18 protein-coding genes, 2 pseudogenes and 1 riboswitch are annotated in these 19,354 nt (G+C 70.6%); of the genes and pseudogenes, 16 read left to right on the top strand and 4 right to left on the bottom strand.

The window, feature by feature from the left end:
- Positions 1-182: 182 nt before the first annotated feature.
- Entirely contained in the window at positions 183-692 is a 510-nt protein-coding gene (locus BG482_RS11755; protein WP_069768910.1) for a helix-turn-helix domain-containing protein, read from the bottom strand.
- Positions 693-812: 120 nt separating this feature from the next.
- Between BG482_RS11755 and BG482_RS42515 the strand changes: the two genes are divergently transcribed.
- The 3 genes and pseudogenes from BG482_RS42515 to uvrA all read left to right on the top strand — a co-directional run bounded on the left by BG482_RS42515 (position 813) and on the right by uvrA (position 4,766).
- Complete coding sequence (locus tag BG482_RS42515; protein ID WP_069768909.1) at positions 813-1,001, top strand: hypothetical protein; 189 nt, start codon at positions 813-815, stop codon at positions 999-1,001.
- 13 nt (positions 1,002-1,014) lie between these two features.
- A pseudogene (locus BG482_RS11745) lies at positions 1,015-2,027 on the top strand (NADP-dependent oxidoreductase).
- Positions 2,028-2,297: 270 nt separating this feature from the next.
- Positions 2,298-4,766 carry an excinuclease ABC subunit UvrA gene (gene uvrA / locus BG482_RS11740; protein ID WP_069768908.1) on the top strand — a complete coding sequence of 823 codons (2,469 nt, stop codon included), beginning with the start codon at positions 2,298-2,300 and terminating at the stop codon, positions 4,764-4,766.
- Between the two features lie 100 nt (positions 4,767-4,866).
- On the opposite strand, the gene BG482_RS11735 is transcribed toward uvrA, so the two are convergent.
- Both BG482_RS11735 and BG482_RS11730 read right to left on the bottom strand, forming a co-directional pair.
- A complete protein-coding gene (locus BG482_RS11735) occupies positions 4,867-5,283 on the bottom strand; it encodes an FKBP-type peptidyl-prolyl cis-trans isomerase (RefSeq protein ID WP_069768907.1) in 417 nt (138 codons plus the stop codon).
- Positions 5,284-5,576: 293 nt separating this feature from the next.
- On the bottom strand, positions 5,577-6,044 hold the full coding sequence (locus tag BG482_RS11730; protein WP_069768906.1) for a cupin domain-containing protein: 468 nt from the start codon (positions 6,042-6,044) through the stop codon (positions 5,577-5,579).
- A 403-nt stretch (positions 6,045-6,447) separates the two neighbouring features.
- A riboswitch (SAM riboswitch) is annotated at positions 6,448-6,556 on the top strand.
- A gap of 30 nt (positions 6,557-6,586) precedes the next feature.
- Between BG482_RS11730 and BG482_RS43870 the strand changes: the two genes are divergently transcribed.
- The 13 genes and pseudogenes from BG482_RS43870 (at position 6,587) to BG482_RS11675 (ending at position 17,393) form a co-directional block, all read left to right on the top strand.
- A complete protein-coding gene (locus BG482_RS43870; RefSeq protein ID WP_176741355.1) occupies positions 6,587-6,736 on the top strand; it encodes a hypothetical protein in 150 nt (49 codons plus the stop codon).
- A gap of 162 nt (positions 6,737-6,898) precedes the next feature.
- Positions 6,899-7,879: an amino acid ABC transporter permease gene (locus tag BG482_RS11725; protein WP_069768905.1), complete on the top strand. Its 981-nt coding sequence runs from the start codon at positions 6,899-6,901 to the stop codon at positions 7,877-7,879.
- Positions 7,876-8,664: an amino acid ABC transporter ATP-binding protein gene (locus BG482_RS11720; RefSeq protein ID WP_069768904.1), complete on the top strand. Its 789-nt coding sequence runs from the start codon at positions 7,876-7,878 to the stop codon at positions 8,662-8,664. Before BG482_RS11725 ends, BG482_RS11720 begins: the two co-directional genes overlap by 4 nt.
- Before the next feature lie 67 nt (positions 8,665-8,731).
- Positions 8,732-9,754 carry an ABC transporter substrate-binding protein gene (locus BG482_RS11715; RefSeq protein ID WP_069768903.1) on the top strand — a complete coding sequence of 341 codons (1,023 nt, stop codon included), beginning with the start codon at positions 8,732-8,734 and terminating at the stop codon, positions 9,752-9,754.
- Positions 9,755-9,843: 89 nt separating this feature from the next.
- Complete coding sequence (locus BG482_RS11710; RefSeq protein ID WP_069768902.1) at positions 9,844-10,632, top strand: GNAT family N-acetyltransferase; 789 nt, start codon at positions 9,844-9,846, stop codon at positions 10,630-10,632.
- The gene (locus BG482_RS46100) at positions 10,566-10,715 is read left to right on the top strand and encodes a putative leader peptide (protein WP_370745775.1); all 150 of its coding nucleotides are present in this window, start codon (positions 10,566-10,568) and stop codon (positions 10,713-10,715) included. The genes BG482_RS11710 and BG482_RS46100 overlap by 67 nt, the downstream gene beginning before the upstream one ends.
- Before the next feature lie 76 nt (positions 10,716-10,791).
- On the top strand, positions 10,792-12,006 hold the full coding sequence (locus BG482_RS11705) for an LLM class flavin-dependent oxidoreductase (protein WP_069768901.1): 1,215 nt from the start codon (positions 10,792-10,794) through the stop codon (positions 12,004-12,006).
- A 21-nt stretch (positions 12,007-12,027) separates the two neighbouring features.
- Entirely contained in the window at positions 12,028-13,407 is a 1,380-nt protein-coding gene (locus BG482_RS11700) for an NtaA/DmoA family FMN-dependent monooxygenase (RefSeq protein WP_069768900.1), read from the top strand.
- Between the two features lie 20 nt (positions 13,408-13,427).
- A pseudogene (locus BG482_RS40835) lies at positions 13,428-13,604 on the top strand (LLM class flavin-dependent oxidoreductase); the annotation flags it as partial.
- Positions 13,605-13,692: 88 nt separating this feature from the next.
- On the top strand, positions 13,693-14,841 hold the full coding sequence (locus tag BG482_RS11690; RefSeq protein WP_069768898.1) for an LLM class flavin-dependent oxidoreductase: 1,149 nt from the start codon (positions 13,693-13,695) through the stop codon (positions 14,839-14,841).
- Positions 14,842-15,052: 211 nt separating this feature from the next.
- Positions 15,053-16,213, top strand: a complete 1,161-nt coding sequence (locus tag BG482_RS11685; RefSeq protein ID WP_069768897.1) for an LLM class flavin-dependent oxidoreductase — start codon at positions 15,053-15,055, stop codon at positions 16,211-16,213.
- Positions 16,214-16,578: 365 nt separating this feature from the next.
- Positions 16,579-16,998, top strand: a complete 420-nt coding sequence (panD, locus tag BG482_RS11680; protein ID WP_069768896.1) for an aspartate 1-decarboxylase — start codon at positions 16,579-16,581, stop codon at positions 16,996-16,998.
- Positions 16,999-17,045: 47 nt separating this feature from the next.
- Entirely contained in the window at positions 17,046-17,393 is a 348-nt protein-coding gene (locus tag BG482_RS11675) for a GNAT family N-acetyltransferase (protein WP_069768895.1), read from the top strand.
- A 469-nt stretch (positions 17,394-17,862) separates the two neighbouring features.
- On the opposite strand, the gene gndA is transcribed toward BG482_RS11675, so the two are convergent.
- Positions 17,863-19,302, bottom strand: a complete 1,440-nt coding sequence (gene gndA / locus BG482_RS11670; protein ID WP_069768894.1) for an NADP-dependent phosphogluconate dehydrogenase — start codon at positions 19,300-19,302, stop codon at positions 17,863-17,865.
- Positions 19,303-19,354 lie beyond the last annotated feature (52 nt).

Genomic DNA, 19,354 nt, shown 5'->3' with positions numbered 1-19,354 from the left:
GCGGCGCACACCTGGGCCGCGGTGTCTGCACGGCCCGGGTGCTCTGCCCGTTCCTCACGCTCACACGGTGCGCGAGGCGGCCGGGGCGGGATGCCAGGCCTTCCCCTGGTCCACCGGGGACCTCGCCGCGCACAGCCCTCGGGACGCGGTCCTGTCCGCGCCGCCGGCGCATGGAAAAGATCTCACTGCGCCTGTTTCATGCGGAACCCGGGGCCGGGGACGCTTTCGAGGTCGTCGGCCGGGACGGGGTGGCCTTCCGAGCAGCGGATCTGGGCGTGGACGTGGGCGCCGCATCCGCGGTGTCGGGTCAGCATGGCCGGTCCTTCCGGGTCTGCGCGGTAGCGGTCGCCCCACTGCAGGAGCCCCATCACGGCGGGCACCAGGTCCATGCCCTTGGGTGTGATCACGTATTTGGGCCGGCTGCGCGAACCGGGTTCCTTGTAGGTCTCGGTGGCCAGGATCCCTTCCTCCACGAGCATGCGAAGCCGGGTGGCGAGGAGGTTGCGGGGACAGCCCAGGACGCGTTCGAAGTCACTGAAGCGGGACGAGCCGTACCAGACCTCGCGCAGGATCAGGATCGTCCACTTCTCGCCCACGATCTCCAGGGTCCGGGCGATCGAGCAGTTCGACGTGTCCCGGTCGAGTCGGGGGTCCGAGCCGGTGTCTGCCGGTGCTTCGCTCAATGCGTCCATGGGGTGATACTAACCGCACCTGAGTTTACTTTTCCATACTCAGCCCGTAGCGTCATCACCGACACGCCGACCTCGCCGCGCACCGAACACGGGCGCGGACCCCTCGCAAGGAGCGTCACCATGGCAGTCAGCCGGCAGACGCACGAGTGCGCGGAGGTCCTCGCCGACGACGGTGCCGCCCTCGGCCACCGACTCGCGGACTTCAAGGTCACCTCCGAAGTCCACGCCATGCCTGAAGGGCAGCACTCCTTCATCCCTGGGCGCGGGGCGAGTGTCCGAAGGGGACCGAGCCCGAAGAAGATCACGTAGAAAGCTGACTGACATGAAGGCATTCGTCGTCGAGAAGTACGGCAAGGACGGCGCACGCGCCGCAGAGGTGCCCGAGCCCACCGTCGGGGACCGTGACGTGCTGGTCAAAGTGAGCGCCACCAGTGTCAACCCGCTGGACAAGATGGTCCGCAACGGGGAGTTCAAGCAGCTCCTGAAGTACAAGGCTCCGTTCGTGCTCGGCCACGACGTGGCGGGGTCGTGACACGGGTCGGCTCCGCCGTCCGCGGCTTCGAGGTCGGCGACGAGGTCTACGCCCGTCCGCGCGACCTGCGGATCGGAGGCTTCGCGGAGTTCATCGCGATCGACCAGGGCGACGTCGCGCCCAAACCGGCCTCGCTCACCCTTCAGGAGGCGGCCGCGGTGCCGCTGGTGGCCCTGGCCGCCTGGCAGGTTCTCGTCGACCGCGCCGCGGTGAAGCCGGGCCAGAAAGTGCTCATCCACGCCGGTGCCGGCGGCCTCGGATCCACGGCCATCCAACTCGCCAAGCACCTCGGCGCCACCGTGGCGACGACCGCCGGCACGGATTCCGAGAAGTTGGTGAGGGACCTCGGCGCCGACGTGGTCGTCGACTACACCAGGGAGGACTTCTCGAAGGTGCTGTCCGGCTACGACCTGGTGCTGGACTCCGTGGGCGGAGCGAACCTGGAGAAGTCGTTGACCGTGCTGAAGCCCGGCGGCCTGGCCGTCAGTGTCGTCGGTCCGCCGGACGCCGGGTTCGCCGAGCAGCTCGGCGCCCCCTCGTTCATGGGCTTGATCATGAACATCCTCAGTCGCAAGGTCCGCAAGCAGGCCAAGTCGCTGGGCGTCCGCTACCGGTTCTTGTTCATGCAGGCCAACGGCTCACAACTGCGCACGCTCGCCGCTCTCTACGACAGTGGGAAGCTCCGCCCGGTCATCGACCGGACCTTCCCGTTCGACCGGACGCTGGAGGCGATGGCGTACGTCGAGCAGGGCCGCACCAAGGCCGGCAAGGTCGTGGTGTCGATGGAGCCCGACAGCGAGTGAGAGTGCCGGGTCGGCCGCCGCCCGGCGACGACCTGTGAGGCGACGAAGCCATCCTGCGACGTCGGACCCCTGGGGCGGACCGGTTCCTGTCCCGCCCGGTCGTACGCCTCCTGCCAGGCGCCGCATCCGAGGTCTCGCCCGCCCCTCGAAGGAGCCCCCCTGGCACCCGGTCCAGGTGCTCGAACGCCGAGGCGTCGTCCCGCTCGTCTGAGCATGCTCGGTGACGACGCCTGTCGCGCGGTTTCCGGCGGCATCAGGTAATCAGGAAGGGTGAAGAAGGACGCGACCGACGCCTTCGTGCATGTCCGGGGCGCCGGTGAGAACAACCTGCGGAACATCGATGTCGACGTTCCGCGGGACGCGATGGTCGCCTTCACCGGCGTCTCCGGTTCGGGCAAGTCCTCGCTCGCGTTCGGCACGCTCTACGCGGAGGCCCAGCGGCGCTACTTCGAGTCCGTCGCACCGTACGCCCGAAGGCTGTTGCAGCAGGTCGGCGCACCGCACGTGCAGGAAATCACCGGACTGCCACCGGCCGTGTCCCTGCAGCAGCGACGCGGGTCGCCCAGCTCGCGCTCGACGGTCGGCACCCTCACCACGCTGTCCAATCTGCTGCGCATGCTGTACTCCCGCGCCGGCACCTATCCGCCCGGGGCCACACGGCTGGAGGCCGAGTCGTTCTCACCCAACACCGCGGCCGGCGCCTGCCCGGAGTGCCACGGACTGGGCGTCGTGCACGACGTCGCCGAGGACCTGCTCGTCCCGGACCCCTCGCTGAGCATCCGCGAGGGAGCGATCGCCGCCTGGCCAGGCGCCTGGCAGGGCGCCAACCTGCGCAGCGTCGTGAGCGGCCTGGGGATCGACATCGACCGACCGTGGCGCAGGCTCAGGAAGAAGGACCGGGACTGGCTGCTGTACACGGACGAGCAGCCCTCCGTGTACATCGAGCCGGAGGAGGACCGCGTCGACTACGGCTACCAGGGCAAGTTCTGGAGCGCCCGCAAACACGTCATGCACGTCCTCGCCGACTCCAAGAGCGAGAAGATGCGCGAACGGGCGCTCCGGTTCGTCAGGAGTGTGCCCTGCCCGGAGTGTCACGGCAGCGGACTGCGACCCGAGGCGCTCGCCGTGACCTTCGCCGGACGTTCCATCGCCGAGATCAACGCGATGCCGCTCGCCGAGGTCGTGGCGTTGCTGCGGCCCGTCGCGGGCCGGTCCGAGGCCGACGCCACCACGTCGACCGCCCGCTCCGGGGAGACGACCGAGGTCGCTGTCCGGATCTGCGGCGATCTGGTCGCGCGCGTCGAGGTACTGCTCGACCTCGGTCTCGGATATCTCAGCCTCGGGCGCCGCTCGACGACCCTGTCGCCCGGCGAGGCGCAGCGCCTGCGGATCGCCACCCAGCTGCGCTCGGGGCTGTTCGGCGTCGTCTACGTCCTCGACGAGCCCTCCGCGGGCCTGCACCCGGCCGACGCGGAACCGCTGCTGGACGTGCTGGACCGTCTCAAGGCGGCCGGCAACTCGCTGTTCGTCGTGGAGCACGACATGGACGTCGTACGCCGGGCGGACTGGGTGGTCGACATCGGCCCCGGCGCGGGCGAGGGCGGCGGACGCGTGCTGTACAGCGGCCCGGTCGCCGGTCTTGAGCGGGCGGGGGAGTCGGCCACGAGCCGGTATCTGTTCGGGCGCGCCCGGCCGCTCGATCACCGCCCGCGCACAGCGCACGGCTGGCTGCGCCTGCGTGGCGTCTCCCGCCACAATCTGCACGACGTGTCCGTCGACGTACCGCTCTGCGTACTGACGGCGGTGACGGGCGTGTCCGGTTCCGGAAAGTCGACGCTGGTGACGCAGGTGCTCGCCGAGGTCGTCCGCGGCCACCTCGGACTCGTACCCGAGGAGCCCGACGAGGCGCAGCTGGAGGTCGACGTCCAGGACGCGTCGGGGATCGAGTCGTTCGACCGGCTGGTCCGGGTCGACCAACGGCCCATCGGCCGGACTCCCCGGTCCAACCTGGCCACGTACACGGGGATGTTCGACGCGGTGCGCAAGCTGTACGCGGCGACGGACGAGGCCAGGGCGCGTGGCTACTCGGCCGGCCGGTTCTCCTTCAACGTGCCCGAGGGGCGGTGCGAGACCTGCCAGGGCGAAGGATTCGTCGCGGTGGAACTGCTGTTCCTGCCCGGCACCTACGCGCCGTGCCCGGCCTGCGAGGGCGCCCGGTACAACGCCGAGACGCTGGAAGTCACCTACCGCGGCAAGAACATCGCGGACGTGCTGGCGCTGTCCGTCGACACCGCCGCCGAGTTCCTGTCCGCCGTCCCGGCCGCCTCCCGCAGCCTGGAGACGTTGCGCGAGGTGGGACTGGGGTACCTGCGGCTGGGCCAGCCCGCGACGGAACTCAGCGGCGGTGAGGCGCAACGCATCAAACTGGCCACCGAGATGCAGCGAGCCCGCCGCGGGCACGCGCTCTACCTGCTCGACGAGCCGACGGCGGGGCTGCACCCCTCGGACATCGCGCTGCTGCTGCGACAGCTGCACCGGCTCGTCGACGCCGGCAACACGGTCGTCCTCGTCGAGCACGACCTGGACACGATCGCCACCGCCGACTGGGTCATCGACCTCGGGCCGGGCGGCGGCGACGCAGGCGGGCGGGTGGTCGTGGCGGGTCCGCCGGCCAAGGTGGCGAGGGCTCGCCGCAGCGCCACAGCGCCCTATCTCGCGGCGCGGCTCGCGCGCTCCTGACGACGGCAGCTCGTAGCACTCGGCACTTATCGATCTTGAGTCGCGTTGAGCCCGCCTGGTCTTCGCCCAAGCACCAGCGTTCCACCCGCTCCGGGACGACTCAGTGCCCCCGCTGGGCGCTGCTCCACCCGGTTGCGCTGGAATACGCGTCCAGCAGGTCCACCACGAAGATCAGGGTCGAACCCGGCGGGATCAACGGCGAGGGGGACTGACCGCCGTATCCAAGACGCGGAGGAACGATGATCTCGCGCCGGCCGCCGACGTTCATCCCTCTCACCCCGCGGTCCCAGCCCCTGATGACCTTGCCACTGCCCAAGGCGAACTTGAACGGCTCGCCTCGGTCCCAGGACGCATCGAACTCCTTCCCTGACTCGAAAGTCACCCCGACATAGTGGACCCTGACCACCATGCCCGGCTTGACCTCAACCCCGTCACCGACGATCAGGTCCCGGATGGTCAGCTCGGTAGGGGCGTCGCCCTCCGGAACGTCGACCTCGGGCTTTGTCAGTTCACTCATTGCAGCCTTGTCACTTTCCGTCGGAAGCCGTCGGACCGGCCGGACACCTGGGCACTTATGCGGCAGATGGTCAGGCTATCGAGAGCGCCTGTCCGCGCTTTCGCTTCCCGACCGGCCTGACGATGTGTCAGATAGCGCCGAGGGCGCCGCGGGTCGGATCGACCGGGACGTGTCGGTGGACTCCACCGCGGTGCGGGCCCATCAGCGCGCCGCCGACGCCAGGACTCAGCCACCCGCCGGGATCCTTCAACGAGGGCAAACGAGGGCGACGAGGGCGCCGTGGGTCCTCGGATTCAGCGCGGCGGGCCGAGGATGGCGCCGCCGTAGAGTTCGGATGCTTCCGCCAGGAGGGACTTGGGGATCTCGAAGCCGCGGGGGCGCGGGGTGGTGAGGTCGCGTCCGGCGTGACGGAACATGCCCTCGATGCCGCCGGGTGTGGCGATCATCAGGAGGTCTGCGCGGTCGGAGGTGATGCGGTAGGCGTGCGGGACGTTGCGGGGCAGATACACGATCCCGCCTTCGCGAAGTTCGTGTTCCTCCTCGCCCGACCAGACCAGGGCCGTGCCCTTGATGAGCATGAACACCTCGTCCTCGCGGGTGTGCAGGTGGAACGGCGGGGCTTCGCCCTTGGCGACCTCGAAGCGGCCCACGGTCAGCTTGCCCTCGGTGGCTTCCTTGTCGAGCAGCACGGAGAACGTTCCCCCGTCGAGCCATTCGAGTCTTTGCTGCTGCTCGGGCTGCGCCAGATAGGCCATCGTCATGACTCGGCCCTGTGCACTCCCAGGGTGCGGTGCACCCACGCAAGGCGGGCAGTGAGAGGGGCCTGGGCAAGGCAGCCTTGTGAGCTGCGCCGTTGAGAACGCGGCAACCGCCGGGTCATGTGCGCAGTCCGGCCTGGATGCCGGCGACGCCGACAGCAGTCGGGGTCCAGAGCGTCATGTGATCCTCATTCCTGTTGTTCGGCTGATCAAGCATCGCGTGAACCACAGCCCGGATGAAGGCCGTACTTATCCACGGACGAGTTGTCCGTGGCAGACCACGCGCTGGGGAGGGATGGGTCGCTTGTCGTCACACAACGCCGGGCCCGGCCGCCCGACTCGCCCGCCACCTGCTGGACCGGCGTTGACAAATGTTCGGGCCGTTGTCTTAACTACCGCCCAGAAAGGTCATGAGCGTCAGCGACAAGCCCTGGCTTGCTGACCGGCAACCCTCCCACCGCGGTGGGGTGCCCCAGGTGACGACCCGGCCGATGAAGTTTCGGTAAGCGCGAGGCCCCTGGGGCCGGAACAGAGACGGTGACGCCATGTACGCAGCTCCGAGGACGGCCGCACGCCGCTCCCAGGGCTGCGTGCCGTCGTACGCGAACGTGTTCGTCGCCGACCGGGCCGTCGACCTGCTCCGCGTGAGCAGCGCACTGTGTACCGCACCGGGCCGTGCCCGCTGTCGGGGCTGACACTTCCCCGCAGCCCCCGCAGCCCCCGCAGCCCCCGCACTTCCTGACGAACACCGCGCCCGCGGTGTGCCGTTGCCCTCCCTGCCCCCGGTACCTCGCCGTCGTGTGCGCCGCCGCATGCCGCCGCGCCTCCGGGGTGTACCCACCCAGCCGGAGCCCACTATGAGTGAACCCCCTGGTGCCACCGTCACCCTTCCCGAAGCGCCGACCGCCGACAAACCGCCGAAAGCCCTCACTGCCCAGAGAGTTCTGCCGTTGAGGCGGCCAGGGCGCTGGATCGCCACCGCGGTCGTGGTGGTCCTGGTCGCCCAGTTCGTGCACGGGCTGGTCTCCAACCCCTTCTACCAGTGGGACCGCTGGGGCTACTGGTTCCTGCGCCCCACCATCCTCGACGGCCTGATGATCACCCTCGAAGTCACCGCCTACAGCGCCGTGTTGGGCCTGGTCGGCGGCGTCCTGCTCGCTCTGGCACGGCTGTCGAAGAGTCCGGTGCTGCGCGCGGTCAGCTGGACGTACGTCTGGACGCTGCGCTCGGTCCCGCTCATCGTGGTGCTGCTCTTCCTCTACAACTTCAGTGCCCTGTACGAGACGTTGAGCGTCGGAGTCCCGTTCGGGCCGGCCTTCTTCTCCTTCGACGAGTCGAAACTCGCGACCGACATGGTGATCGCCGTCATCGGCCTCAGCCTCAACGAGGCCGCCTACGCGGCCGAGGTGGTCCGCGGCGGCATTCTCTCCGTGGACCAGGGCCAGCACGAGGCAGCCGCCGCGCTCGGCCTGCCCAAGGGCTACCAGTTCCGCAGGATCGTCTTCCCGCAGGCCCTCAGGTCGATCACCCCGAACTACGTCAACCAGCTGATCGGCCTGATCAAGAGCACCTCGCTGGTCTTCTACGTCTCGCTGCTCGACCTCTTCGGCACCGCGCAGAGCATGGGCTCCACCTACCCCGGCGACATCGTGCCGCTGCTCCTGGTGGTGACCGTCTGGTACCTGATCCTGACCAGCGTCGTCTCCGTGATCCAGTTCTACGTCGAGCGGTACTACGCCCGCGGCGCCACCCGCGCGCTGCCGCCGACGCCCCTGCAGAAGCTCCGGGCCGGCCTCACCGACCTGCGTGCCCGTGTCCGCCGGGAGGCCGCGGTATGAGCAGCACCGACATCCTGGAGACGGTCCCCGCCGCCCTGGAGATACACGACGTCCACAAGTGGTACGGCACCCATCGCGTCCTCGACGGCATCGACCTGACCATCCGCCCCGGCGAGGTCACCGTCGTCCTCGGCCCGTCCGGCTCGGGGAAGTCCACGCTCCTGCGGGTCGTCAACCACCTGGAGAAGCCCGAGATCGGCCACGTCAGCATCAACGGCGAGCCGATCGGGGTGAAGCGGCAGGGCGACCGGCTCAAGGAGCTGAGCGAGCGCGCCATCCTGGCCCAGCGCGGCCGGATCGGCTTCGTCTTCCAGAACTTCAACCTCTTCCCGCACCTGACCGTCCTCGACAACGTGGCCGCGGCCCCCGTCGCCACCGGAAAGCTGACCAAGCCCGAGGCGCAGGCACTGGCGAAGGAACTCCTGGAACGGGTCGGCCTCGGCGAGCGCACCGGCGCCTACCCCCGGCAGCTCTCCGGCGGCCAGCAGCAGCGCGTCGCCATCGCCCGCGCCCTCGCGCTGCGCCCCGGCGTGATCCTCTTCGACGAACCCACCTCCGCCCTGGACCCGGAACTCGTCGGTGAGGTCCTCGCCGTCATCAAGGACCTGGCCACCAGCGGCACCACGCTCGTCATCGTCACCCACGAGATCGGCTTCGCCCGCGAGATCGCCGACCGGGTCGTCTTCATCGACGAGGGCCGGATCGTCGAGCAGGGCCCGCCCTCCGAGGTCCTCGACAGGCCGCGGCACGAGCGGACCAGGGATTTCCTCAGCAAGGTCCTCTGAACCGCCGTACGCCCGGAACTCCCCCACGCAAAACCTCCGCACCCTCCTCCAGCGACAAGGAACGGCCATGCCCAGCCACTTCACCCGACGCAGCCTGAGCAGAGGCGTCATCGCGGCCACTGCCGTCGCCACCCTCGCCACCGGGCTCGCCGCCTGCGGGGGCGACAGCGACGCGGCCACCACCGACACTGCCAAGTCCGGAGAGGTCGTCGTCGGACGGGTCTCCAACGGCGCCGGCACCGAGACCACCATCAAGGTCTCCGAGGTCGAGTCCATCAGCGCCGAACTGCCGGCGGCCGTCCGTAAGAGCGGCAAGCTCGTCATCGGCGAGGGTGCGCTGCCCGCCGGATTCCCGCCGCTGGCGTACGTCGGCAGCGACCAGAAGACCCTCACCGGCTCCGAACCCGATCTCGGCCGTCTGATCGCCGCGGTCTTCGGACTCACGCCGGAGATCAAGAACTTCACCTGGGAGAACATGTTCGTCGGCATCGACAGCGGCAAGGTCGATGTGGCCCTCTCCAACATCACCGACACCGAGGAACGCAAGAAGAAGTACGAGTTCGCCTCCTACCGGCAGGACAACCTCGCCTTCCTCGTGCCGAAGAAGAGCACCTGGAACTTCGACGGCGACTACGAGAACCTCGTCGGCAAGACGATCGCCGTCGGCTCCGGCACCAACCAGGAGAAGATCCTCCTGGAGTGGAAGGCGAAGCTCGCCAAGGAGGGCAAGAAGCTCACCGTCAAGTACTTCCAGGACAGCACCAGCACGTTCCTGGCGCTGAACAGCGGAAAGATCGACGCCTCCTTCGGCCCCAACCCCGGCTTCGCGTACCACAACCGCCAGGTCGCGAACACGCCCGACGCCACCCGCATCGCCGGGACCTACTCAGGCGCCGGCGCGAGTCTGCAGGGCCTGATCGCGGCCACCGCGAAGAAGGACAGCGGCCTGGCCAAGCCGCTCGCCGACGCCGTCAACTACCTGATCAAGAACGGTCAGTACGCCGAGTGGCTCAAGGCCTACGGCCTCTCCGACGAGGCCGTCGCCAAGTCCGAGGTCAACCCGCCCGGACTGTCGCTCGACAACTCCTGACCACCGACTGCCGGGCGCTCCACCGCCGCCCCGCGGTGGAGTCCCCGTGCCCCGGACATCCCGAGCCGCACCCCGGAGACCGCCACATCATGTCCGTCATCGCCCTCGACGCCAGTTCGTCGTACATCCTGGACAACCCCGCCTGGGCCGCACTCACCGGCCCGCACGCCCGGTTCGCCGAAGGCGTCGGCCGCGCCGTCCGATACCAGCAGGACGTGGCCCCCTTCCACGCCGTCTCCGACGAGGACGACCCGCGCGCCTGGGCCGACCTCGCCGAACTCGTCGGCCCCGGCGGGACCGCCGCGGTGCGGGGCGTGACCGAGGCGGCGGCGGGCTGGGAGGTCGTTCGCACTGGGCACGGCGTCCAGCTCGTGGGCACCGCCCTGCGCGCGGAGCCCGACCCCGAGGCCGTACGGCTCGGCCCTGACGACGTGCCCGAGATCCTGGACCTGGTCGCCCGCACCGAGCCGGGCCCCTACCTGCCCCGCACCGTCGAGCTGGGCGCCTATCTCGGCATCCGCCATCAGGGCCGGCTGATCGCGCTGGCCGGAGAGCGGCTGCATCCGCCGGGCTGGACGGAGATCAGCGCCGTGTGCACCGACCCCGCCCACCGCGGCCGGGGTCTGGCCACCCGTCTGGTCCGCGCTGTCGCCGCCGGCATCGAGGAGCGCGGCGAACGCCCCTTCCTGCATGCCGCGGCCGCCAACGAGAACGCGATCCGGCTGTACGAGTCGATCGGCTTCACCCTGCGCCGTCGTACCGCCTTCTCGCTCGTCCGGCACACCGGTGCCGCCGTACTGGAAGAAACGGCATGGCCGTGCCGTTGTCCTTGTCGAAGGCGAGTGCCTGGACCACCCGGACGGAGGTGCGACACGTGACGCGGGTACTGCGTGCCGTCCGCCTTCACTCCCGGCCCCACATCGACCTCCAGCGCGTGGCCGGCTCCCTCTGTAGCTCCTGACCCGTCTCCCCAGCCGCCGTGCGCCCCGATTCCCGCGGGCCGGCGATCTCGTACGGACCTCCAGGAAGGCACCCTCGTGTCGTCAACTCCCTCTTCCCACCTGCACCTTGCCGTCGCCCTTGAGGGCACCGGCTGGCACCCCGCCTCCTGGCGTGAGCCGGTCGCCCGCCCCCGGGACCTGTTCACCGCCGCCTACTGGGCCGACCTGGTCGCCGAGGCCGAGCGCGGCCTCCTCGACTTCGTCACCTTCGAGGACGGACTCGGCCTGCAGTCCGCCCACCACGGCGAGCCGGACGGCCGTACGGACCAGGTCCGTGGCCGCCTGGACGCCGTACTGATCGCGTCCCGCGTCGCGCCCCTCACCCGGCACATCGGACTGGTGCCGACCGTGATCGCCACCCACACGGAGCCGTTCCACATCTCCAAGGCGATCGCCACCCTCGACTACGTCAGCACCGGCCGGGCCGGCCTGCGCGTGCAGATCAGCGCCCGCCCGGACGAGGCCGACCACTTCGGCCGCCGTACCTTCCCGCCGATCAGCCTGGCGGAGCTCCGGAGCCCGGCCGGACAGGAGCGGCTCACCGAGCACTTCGACGAGGCCGCCGACTACGTCGAGGTCGTCCGTCGCCTCTGGGACAGCTGGGAGGACGACGCCGAGATCCGCGACGCCGCCACCGGCCGCTTCATCGACCGGGACAAGCTCCACTACATCGACTTCGAGGGACGGCACTTCAGCGTCAAGGGCCCCTCCATCACTCCGCGCCCGCCGCAGGGACAGCCCCTGGTCACCGCTCTCGCCCACCAGACCGTCCCCTACCGGCTGGTGGCCCGCCAGGCCGATGTCGGCTATGTCACCCCGCACGACACCGACCACGCCCGGGCGATCGTCACCGAGATCCGGGCCGAGCAGGAGGCGGCCGGGCGTGCCGGTGAACTCCTGCATGTCTTCGGTGACTTGGTGGTCTTCCTGGACGACGGGCAGGCCGCCGCCGAGGACCGGCGCGCACGTCTCGACGCGCTGGCGGGGGAGCCGTACACGAGTGATGCGCGCGTCTTCGCCGGTACGTCTGCCCAACTCGCGGACCTTCTGCAGGAGTTGGGGGAGGCAGGACTGAGCGGCTTCCGGCTGCGTCCTGCCGTCGCCGGGCACGACCTCCCGGCGATCACCCGGGGCCTGGTCCCCGAGCTCCAGCGCCGGGGCGTCTTCCGCACCGCCTACGAGGCCGGCACCCTGCGCGGCCTGCTGGGCCTCGCCCGCCCCGCCAACCGCTACGCCGCCGCGACCGTCTGAGCCGGAAGGACCCGCACCGACATGACCAGCAAGCCGCTGAAGCAGATCCATCTGGCCGCGCACTTCCCGGGCGTCAACAACACCACCGTGTGGAGCGACCCGAAGGCCGGCAGCCACATCGAGTTCGACTCCTTCGCGCACTTCGCGCGGACCGCCGAACGCGCCAAGTTCGACTTCCTCTTCCTCGCCGAGGGACTCAGGCTCCGCGAACAGGGCGGGAGGATCTACGACTTGGACGTCGTCGGCCGCCCCGACACCTTCACCGTCCTCGCCGCGCTCGCCGCCGTCACCGAGCGTCTCGGCCTGACCGGCACCATCAACTCCACGTTCAACGAGCCGTACGAGGTGGCCCGCCAGTTCGCCAGTCTCGACCACCTCTCCGGGGGCCGTTCCGCCTGGAACGTGGTCACCTCCTGGGACGCCTTCACCGGCGAGAACTTCCGCCGCGGCGGCTTCCTGCCCCAGTCGGAGCGCTACTCCCGCGCCAAGGAGTTCCTGGCCACCACGAACGAGCTGTTCGACTCCTGGCACGGCGACGAGATCCTTGCCGACCAGGCCTCGGGTGTGTTCCTGCGGGACGCGAAGGCCGGCTCCTTCGTCCATACCGGTCGACACTTCGACATCCACGGCCAGTTCAACGTCCCGCGCTCTCCGCAGGGCCGCCCGGTCGTCTTCCAGGCCGGCGACTCCGAGGAGGGCCGCGAGTTCGCAGCCTCCTCCGCCGACGCCATCTTCAGCCGGTACGCCACCCTGGAGGGCGGCCAGGCCTTCTACACGGATGTCAAGGGCCGCCTCGCCAAGTACGGCCGCAGGCATGACCAGTTGCTGATTCTGCCCGCCGCCTCCTTCGCCCTCGCGGACACCGACGCCGAGGCAGAGGAACTGGCGCGGATCGTCCGACGCCAACAGGTCAGCGGGGCCACCGCCCTCAAACACCTGGAGTTCGTCTGGAACCGGGACCTGTCCTCCTACGATCCCGACGGTCCGCTCCCCGACATCGACCCGGACGTCAGCGACGACCACATCTCCAAGGGCCGCGCCCAGGTCCGCATGTACCGCGATCCGCTGGCCACCGCCCGCGAGTGGCGCGAGCTGGCCGCGGCCAACAACTGGTCGATCCGCGACCTGGTCATCAACACCGGCAACCGGCAGAACTTCATCGGGTCCCCGTCGACCGTCGCCCGCACCATCAACGAGTACGTCCAGGCGGACGCGAGTGACGGCTTCATCCTCGTCCCGCACCTCACCCCCACCGGCTTGGACGAATTCGCCGACAAGGTCGTCCCGCTCCTCCAGGAACAGGGCGTCTTCCGCACCGACTACGAGGGCCCCACCCTCCGCCACCACCTCGGCCTCGCCCACCCCGACGACGTACGGGCCGAGCCGCCGATGGCGTCGTGACATTCCTCGCCGTCACCCTCGCGCTGCTCGCGGAGGAGCCGGGCTTCGACGGCTTCGGCGTGGGGGAGCGCCACGAGCGGCCGTTCATCTCCTCCTCACCGACCGTCGTACTCGGCCATGTGGCCGCCCTGACCAGGCGGATCAGGCTCTTCACCGCCGTGACGACCCTCGGCCTGCTCGACCCGGTCCGCGCCTACGCCCCCGTGCTGCGCCGCGAGATCCCGGACCCGCCGTTCGTATGGGGACCTGTGCTTGCGGCCCCACCGCTCACCCAGGAGTCCGTCCATGTCTGATATTGCCCTCGGCGTCCTCGACCTGGTCCCGATCCCCTCCGGCTCGACGGCAGCCGATGCCCTGCGCAACTCCATCGACCTCGCCCAGCAGGCCGAGCGCTTCGGATATGCCCGCTACTGGTTCGCCGAGCACCACCTCAATCCCGGCGTGGCCGGCACGTCACCCGCCGTCGTCCTGGCCCTGACCGCATCCGCCACCTCCACCATCAGGCTCGGTTCCGGGGCCGTGCAGCTCGGGCACCGCACCGCGCTGTCCACGGTGGAGGAGTTCGGTCTGCTCGACGCGCTGCACCCGGGGCGCTTCGATCTGGGCCTGGGACGCTCGGGCGGCCGCCCGCCGGGACGGCCGGCCGCACCGTTGCCGACGGCGACCCCGGTCGTCGACGGCCGCACCCCGAACGGCCTGTTGATCCCGCCCCGCTTCTCCTTCGAGCATCTGCTCGGGTCACCCCGCATCGCGCTGCAGCGGAGGCTGCTTCTCCTGCCGGGCGCCGAGTCACAGGACTACGCGGAGCAGATCGACGACATCCTCGCCCTGTTCGCCGGCACCTACCGCTCCCCGGAGGGCGTCGAGGCGCACGTGGTGCCGGGGGAGGGCGCCGACGTGCAGGTGTGGATCCTGGGCAGCAGTGGCGGTCAGAGCGCCGCCGTCGCGGGCCGCAACGGTCTGCGGTTCGCGGCGAACTACCACGTCAGCCCGGCCACGGTCCTGGATGCGGTGGAGGGTTACCGGTCCTTCTTCCAGCCTTCCGAGTTCCTCGACAAGCCGTACGTCGGTGTCTCGGCGGACGTCGTCGTCGCCGAGGACGACGCCACCGCCCGCGCACTCGCCGCGGGCTACGGGCCGTGGGTCCGCAGCATCCGCACCGCCGAGGGCGCCATCGAGTACCCGACGCCGGAGGAAGCGCGCGCCCACCCATGGACCGACGAGGACCGGGCCCTCGTCCGGGACCGCCTCGACACCCGGTTCGTCGGCTCACCGGGCCTGGTGGCCGACCGGTTGGAACAGCTGCAGGAGGCCACGGGCGCGGACGAGCTGCTCATCACGACGATCACCCACGACCACACGGACCGGGTCCGTTCGTACGAACTGCTCGCGGAGGAATGGCGCCGACGGGGTCACTCCTTCCAGTCGGGCTGACGCTCGAGAGCCCCCACCGACCGCGGCTTCCGCACCGTTCTGACAGGCAGCCGTGATGCAGATCGCCGAGCGGACGTCGCCCGCAAGCGGCTCTGCGTCTACTCAACGGCACCGAACCGCCCCGCCAGGCCCCTCCTCTGACGAACGCCGACAACGCCGACAACGCCGAAGAACACTGACGACGCCGACGAACACCGAACGGAGCCCCCTCGTGTCCCTCACCTTCCACTGGTTCCTGCCCACGAACGGCGACAGCCGGCACGTCGTCGGCGGCGGCCACGGCACGCCCGCCACGGAGTCCGGCCGCGACCGGCCGCCGACGGTCGCCTACCTGAGCCAGATCGCCCGCGCGGCCGAGGACCTCGGCTTCGTCGGCGCGCTCACCCCGACCGGCGCGTGGTGCGAGGACGCGTGGCTGACCACCGCCATGGTCAGCCAGAACACCGAGCGTCTGAAGTTCCTCGTCGCCTTCCGCCCCGGATTCGTCTCGCCGACCCTCGCGGCGCAGATGGCCGCCACCTTCCAGCGACAGACCGGCGGACGACTTCTGCTCAACGTCGTCACCGGCGGCGAGAGCCACGAGCAGCGGGCCTACGGGGATTTCCTGGACAAGGAGGCGCGGTATCGCCGTACCGGCGAGTTCCTGGAGATCGTCCGGGGGTTGTGGGAGGGCAAGACCGTCGGCCTGTCCGGCGAGTACCTCCAGGTCGAGGACGCCAGGCTCGCCCGGCTGCCCGACCCGGTGCCCCAGGTGTACTTCGGGGGCTCCTCGCCGATCGCCGGGGAAGTCGCCGCCAGGCATGTCGACGTCTACCTCACCTGGGGCGAGCCGCCCACCGCCGTCGCCGGGAAGATCGCCTGGATCAGGAAGCTGGCCGCGCAGGAGGGGCGCAGCGTCCGCTTCGGGATCCGGTTGCACGTCATCACCCGCGACACCTCCGAGCAGGCCTGGGCCGAGGCGAACCGGCTCCTGGACGGTTTCGATCCGGAGACGGTCAAGTCGGTGCAGGCCGGGCTCGCCCGCAGCGAGTCCGAAGGGCAGCAGCGCATGCTCGCCCTGCACAGCGGCGGAACTCGCGACGGGCTGGAGATCCATCCCAACCTGTGGGCCGGTATCGGGCTGGTACGCGGCGGAGCGGGCACAGCTCTGGTCGGCAGCCACGAGGAGGTCGCCGAACGGATCAAGGAGTACGCGGCCCTGGGCGTCGAGGAGTTCATCTTCTCCGGGTATCCGCATCTGGAGGAGGCGTACTGGTTCGGCGAGGGCGTGCTGCCGAAGCTTCAGGCGCAGGGCCTGTGGCGACACCCGTACGGGCAGCAGGCGACCCCCGCCGCCCAGGTCCCCTTCGCGGGTGCCGGGAGCGCGCGATGACCCATGCGATCGCCGGCGATGCCGAGGCGGTCGCCGTGGCCGCTGAGCCGACCGCCGAGTTCGTCGGTGAGGGCTGCCTCGCGCGACGCTGAGCCCGTCCTGCCGCGCACAGAACGGGCCCAGGTGTTCGACTCCGGGCTCCTTGGCAGCGTCGTGCCCCGCTCCCACGGAGGCGCCGAGGTTCGACGGCTTCAACCTCGCCCACGTCCCCACCGTCCCTGAGGGAGGCGTCGCCGTCGTCCGCGAGTCGGTGCCCAGCGCACGATGTTCGGGAAAGCCTTCGAGTGGAAGACCTCTCGATGTACAGTGGACGACGCCCCTGACCTGCAGAAAGCCGGCGGGGAGCCGTCCTCTAGGAGTCCAAAGTGCTGCGCACCATGTTCAAGTCCAAGATCCACCGTGCCACCGTCACCCAGGCCGACCTGCACTACGTGGGATCGGTGACCATCGACGCCGACCTCTTGGACGCCGCCGATCTGCTGCCGGGTGAGCTCGTGCACATCGTCGACATCACCAACGGGGCCCGTCTGGAGACGTACGTCATCGAGGGCGAGCGCGGCTCGGGCGTCGTCGGCATCAACGGGGCCGCCGCCCATCTCGTGCATCCCGGCGATCTGGTGATCATCATCAGTTACGCTCAGGTGACCGACGCCGAGGCGCGGGCGCTGGAGCCGCAGGTCGTGCACGTGGACCGCGACAACCGGATCGTGGCCCTGGGAGCAGACCCCTCGGCGCCGGTTCCGGGCTCCGACCAGGAACGCAGTCCGCACGCGGTGTCGGTCTGAGCGGCGCAGCCCGCGTACCGTCCGCACCCATCGCACCGGGAGAGCCCATGAGCGACATCGAGATCCGCGACGACCGGGCGGCCGGCCGCCTCGAAGCCCTCGGTGACGGCGGCGAAGTCGTGGGCCGCATCGAGTACTTCGTCCTGGAGTCGCCCGCGCCCGCGCTGGTCCCGGTGCACACGATCGTCGAGCCCGCCCACGAGGGCAAGGGCATCGCGGGGTCGCTGGCGCGCGAGCTGTACGCCCAGTCCGCACGCGAGGGCGTGCCGGTGGCGCCGCTGTGCCCCTACGTCGTGAAGTGGGCCGAGCGCCACCCGGACGAGGCACCCGCCGCGGACCCCGCGCTGCTGAGCGCCGCCAAGGCCTGGCTGCGGGCGCACCCGGGCCGGTTCTGACGTCCGTCCGAGGGGGCGAGGGGCCGGGCGAGCCGTCCGGGTGAGTGTGTGCGGCGACCCCGGGTACGCGGGGGAGTAGTTCAGAGCCAAGCCCCGCAAGCGGCCGGAGGACACGATGACCGACCCGTACCCCGCCCCCGTCCCGCCCGGACCGACGCCCGGCCCGGACCCGGTCCCACCGGATCCGTTCCCGAGTCCGCCCACGCCCGAGCCGCAACCGCCCGGCCCCCAGCCGCCCGGACCGGGACCGACGCCTCCGCAGCCCGTACCGGCCCCGGACCCGTCGCCGTCCCCGATCCCGCCGGGGCCGGAGCCGGTGCCCAGCCCGGAACCCGGCCCGCCCCTCGCCTGACCTGCTCGACCCGCCGCGGCGGCGGGCGGCTCGACGCCGCCCGCCGCCGCGTCTCGTGCGTCTGGCGCGGCCGTCCGCCGCGCAGCCGCCGCTCCCGCGGCCGCCTGTCGGACCGGGCTACGCGTCCACCTCCGAGCGGTCCCCGCCCCACAGCGTGTGGAACGCGCCCTCACGGTCGACCCGCCGGTACGTGTGCGCGCCGAAGAAGTCCCGCTGGCCCTGGGTGAGCGCGGCGGGCAGGCGCTCCGCGCGCAGGGCGTCGTAGTACGCGAGCGCGGCGGCGAAGCCCGGCGTGGGCACCCCCTGGAGCGTCGCGGACACCAGCACCTCCCGCCAGGCGTCCTGGGCGGCCGCGATCTCCGAGGCGAACGTCGCGTCGGAGAGCAGGCTCGGCAGGTCCGCGCGGGCGTCGTACGCGGCGCGGATCCGGTCGAGGAAGGCCGCGCGGATGATGCAGCCGCCGCGCCAGATCGAGGAGACGGCCCCGAGGTCGATGTCCCAGTCGTACTCCTCGCTGCCCGCGGCGAGCTCGTGGAAGCCCTGGGTGTACGACACGATCTTCGAGGCGTACAGCGCCTGCTCCACCCGGTCGGCGAAGGCCTGCGCCTCCGCCTCGCCCAGTGCGGACGCCTTCGGGCCCGCCAGGTCGCGGGAGGCCTCGCGCAGCGCCGCGTGACCCGACAGCGAGCGGGCGAAGACGGCCTCCGCGATGCCCGACACCGGAACCCCGAGGTCCAGCGCGATCTGGACGGTCCAGCGGCCGGTGCCCTTCTGCTCCGCCTGGTCCACCACGACGTCCACGAAGGGCCTGTCCGTCGCCGCGTCCACATGGGAGAGCACCTCGGCCGTGATCTCGATCAGGTAGGAGTCGAGGCGGCCGGTGTTCCAGGTGCGGAAGATGTCCGCGATCTGCGCCGGCTCGTACCCGGCGACTTCCCGCAGCAACTGGTAGGCCTCGCCGATGAGTTGCATGTCGGCGTACTCGATGCCGTTGTGGACCATCTTCACGAAGTGGCCGGCGCCGTCCGGGCCGACGTGGGTGACGCAGGGCGAACCGTCCGCCGCCTTCGCGGAGATCTTCTCCAGCATCGGGCCCAGCGACTCGTACGACTCGGGCGAGCCGCCCGGCATGATGCTGGGGCCGTGCAGCGCGCCCTCCTCGCCGCCGGAGATTCCCGCGCCGACGAAGTGCAGCCCCTGCTCGCGCAGCTCGCGCTCACGGCGGCGGGTGTCGGCGAAGTGCGCGTTGCCGCCGTCGATGATCATGTCGCCGGGCTCGAGCAGCGGGGCGAACTCGCGGATCACCGCGTCGGTGGGCTCACCGGCCTTCACCATGACGACCAGCCGGCGGGGCCGCTCCAGCGCCGCGACGAACTCCTTGGCGGTCTCGGCCGCGATGAACTCGCCCTCGCCGCCGAACTCCTCGACCAGGGCGCGGGTACGGGCCGCCGTCCGGTTGTGCAGCGCGACCGTGTAGCCGTTGCGCGCGAAGTTGCGGGCGAGGTTGCGCCCCATCACCGCGAGGCCCGTGACGCCGATCTGGGCTGAAGTGCTCATACGGTTGGCTCCTTGGAGAGGTGTGCCCGTCAGTATCGTGCTCGGGACCATC

Source organism: Streptomyces sp. LUP30 (assembly GCF_001746365.1).
Classification (GTDB): domain Bacteria; phylum Actinomycetota; class Actinomycetes; order Streptomycetales; family Streptomycetaceae; genus Streptomyces.
Note: the sequence above shows the minus strand (reverse complement) of the source record. Positions and strands in the feature narration are given on the sequence as shown.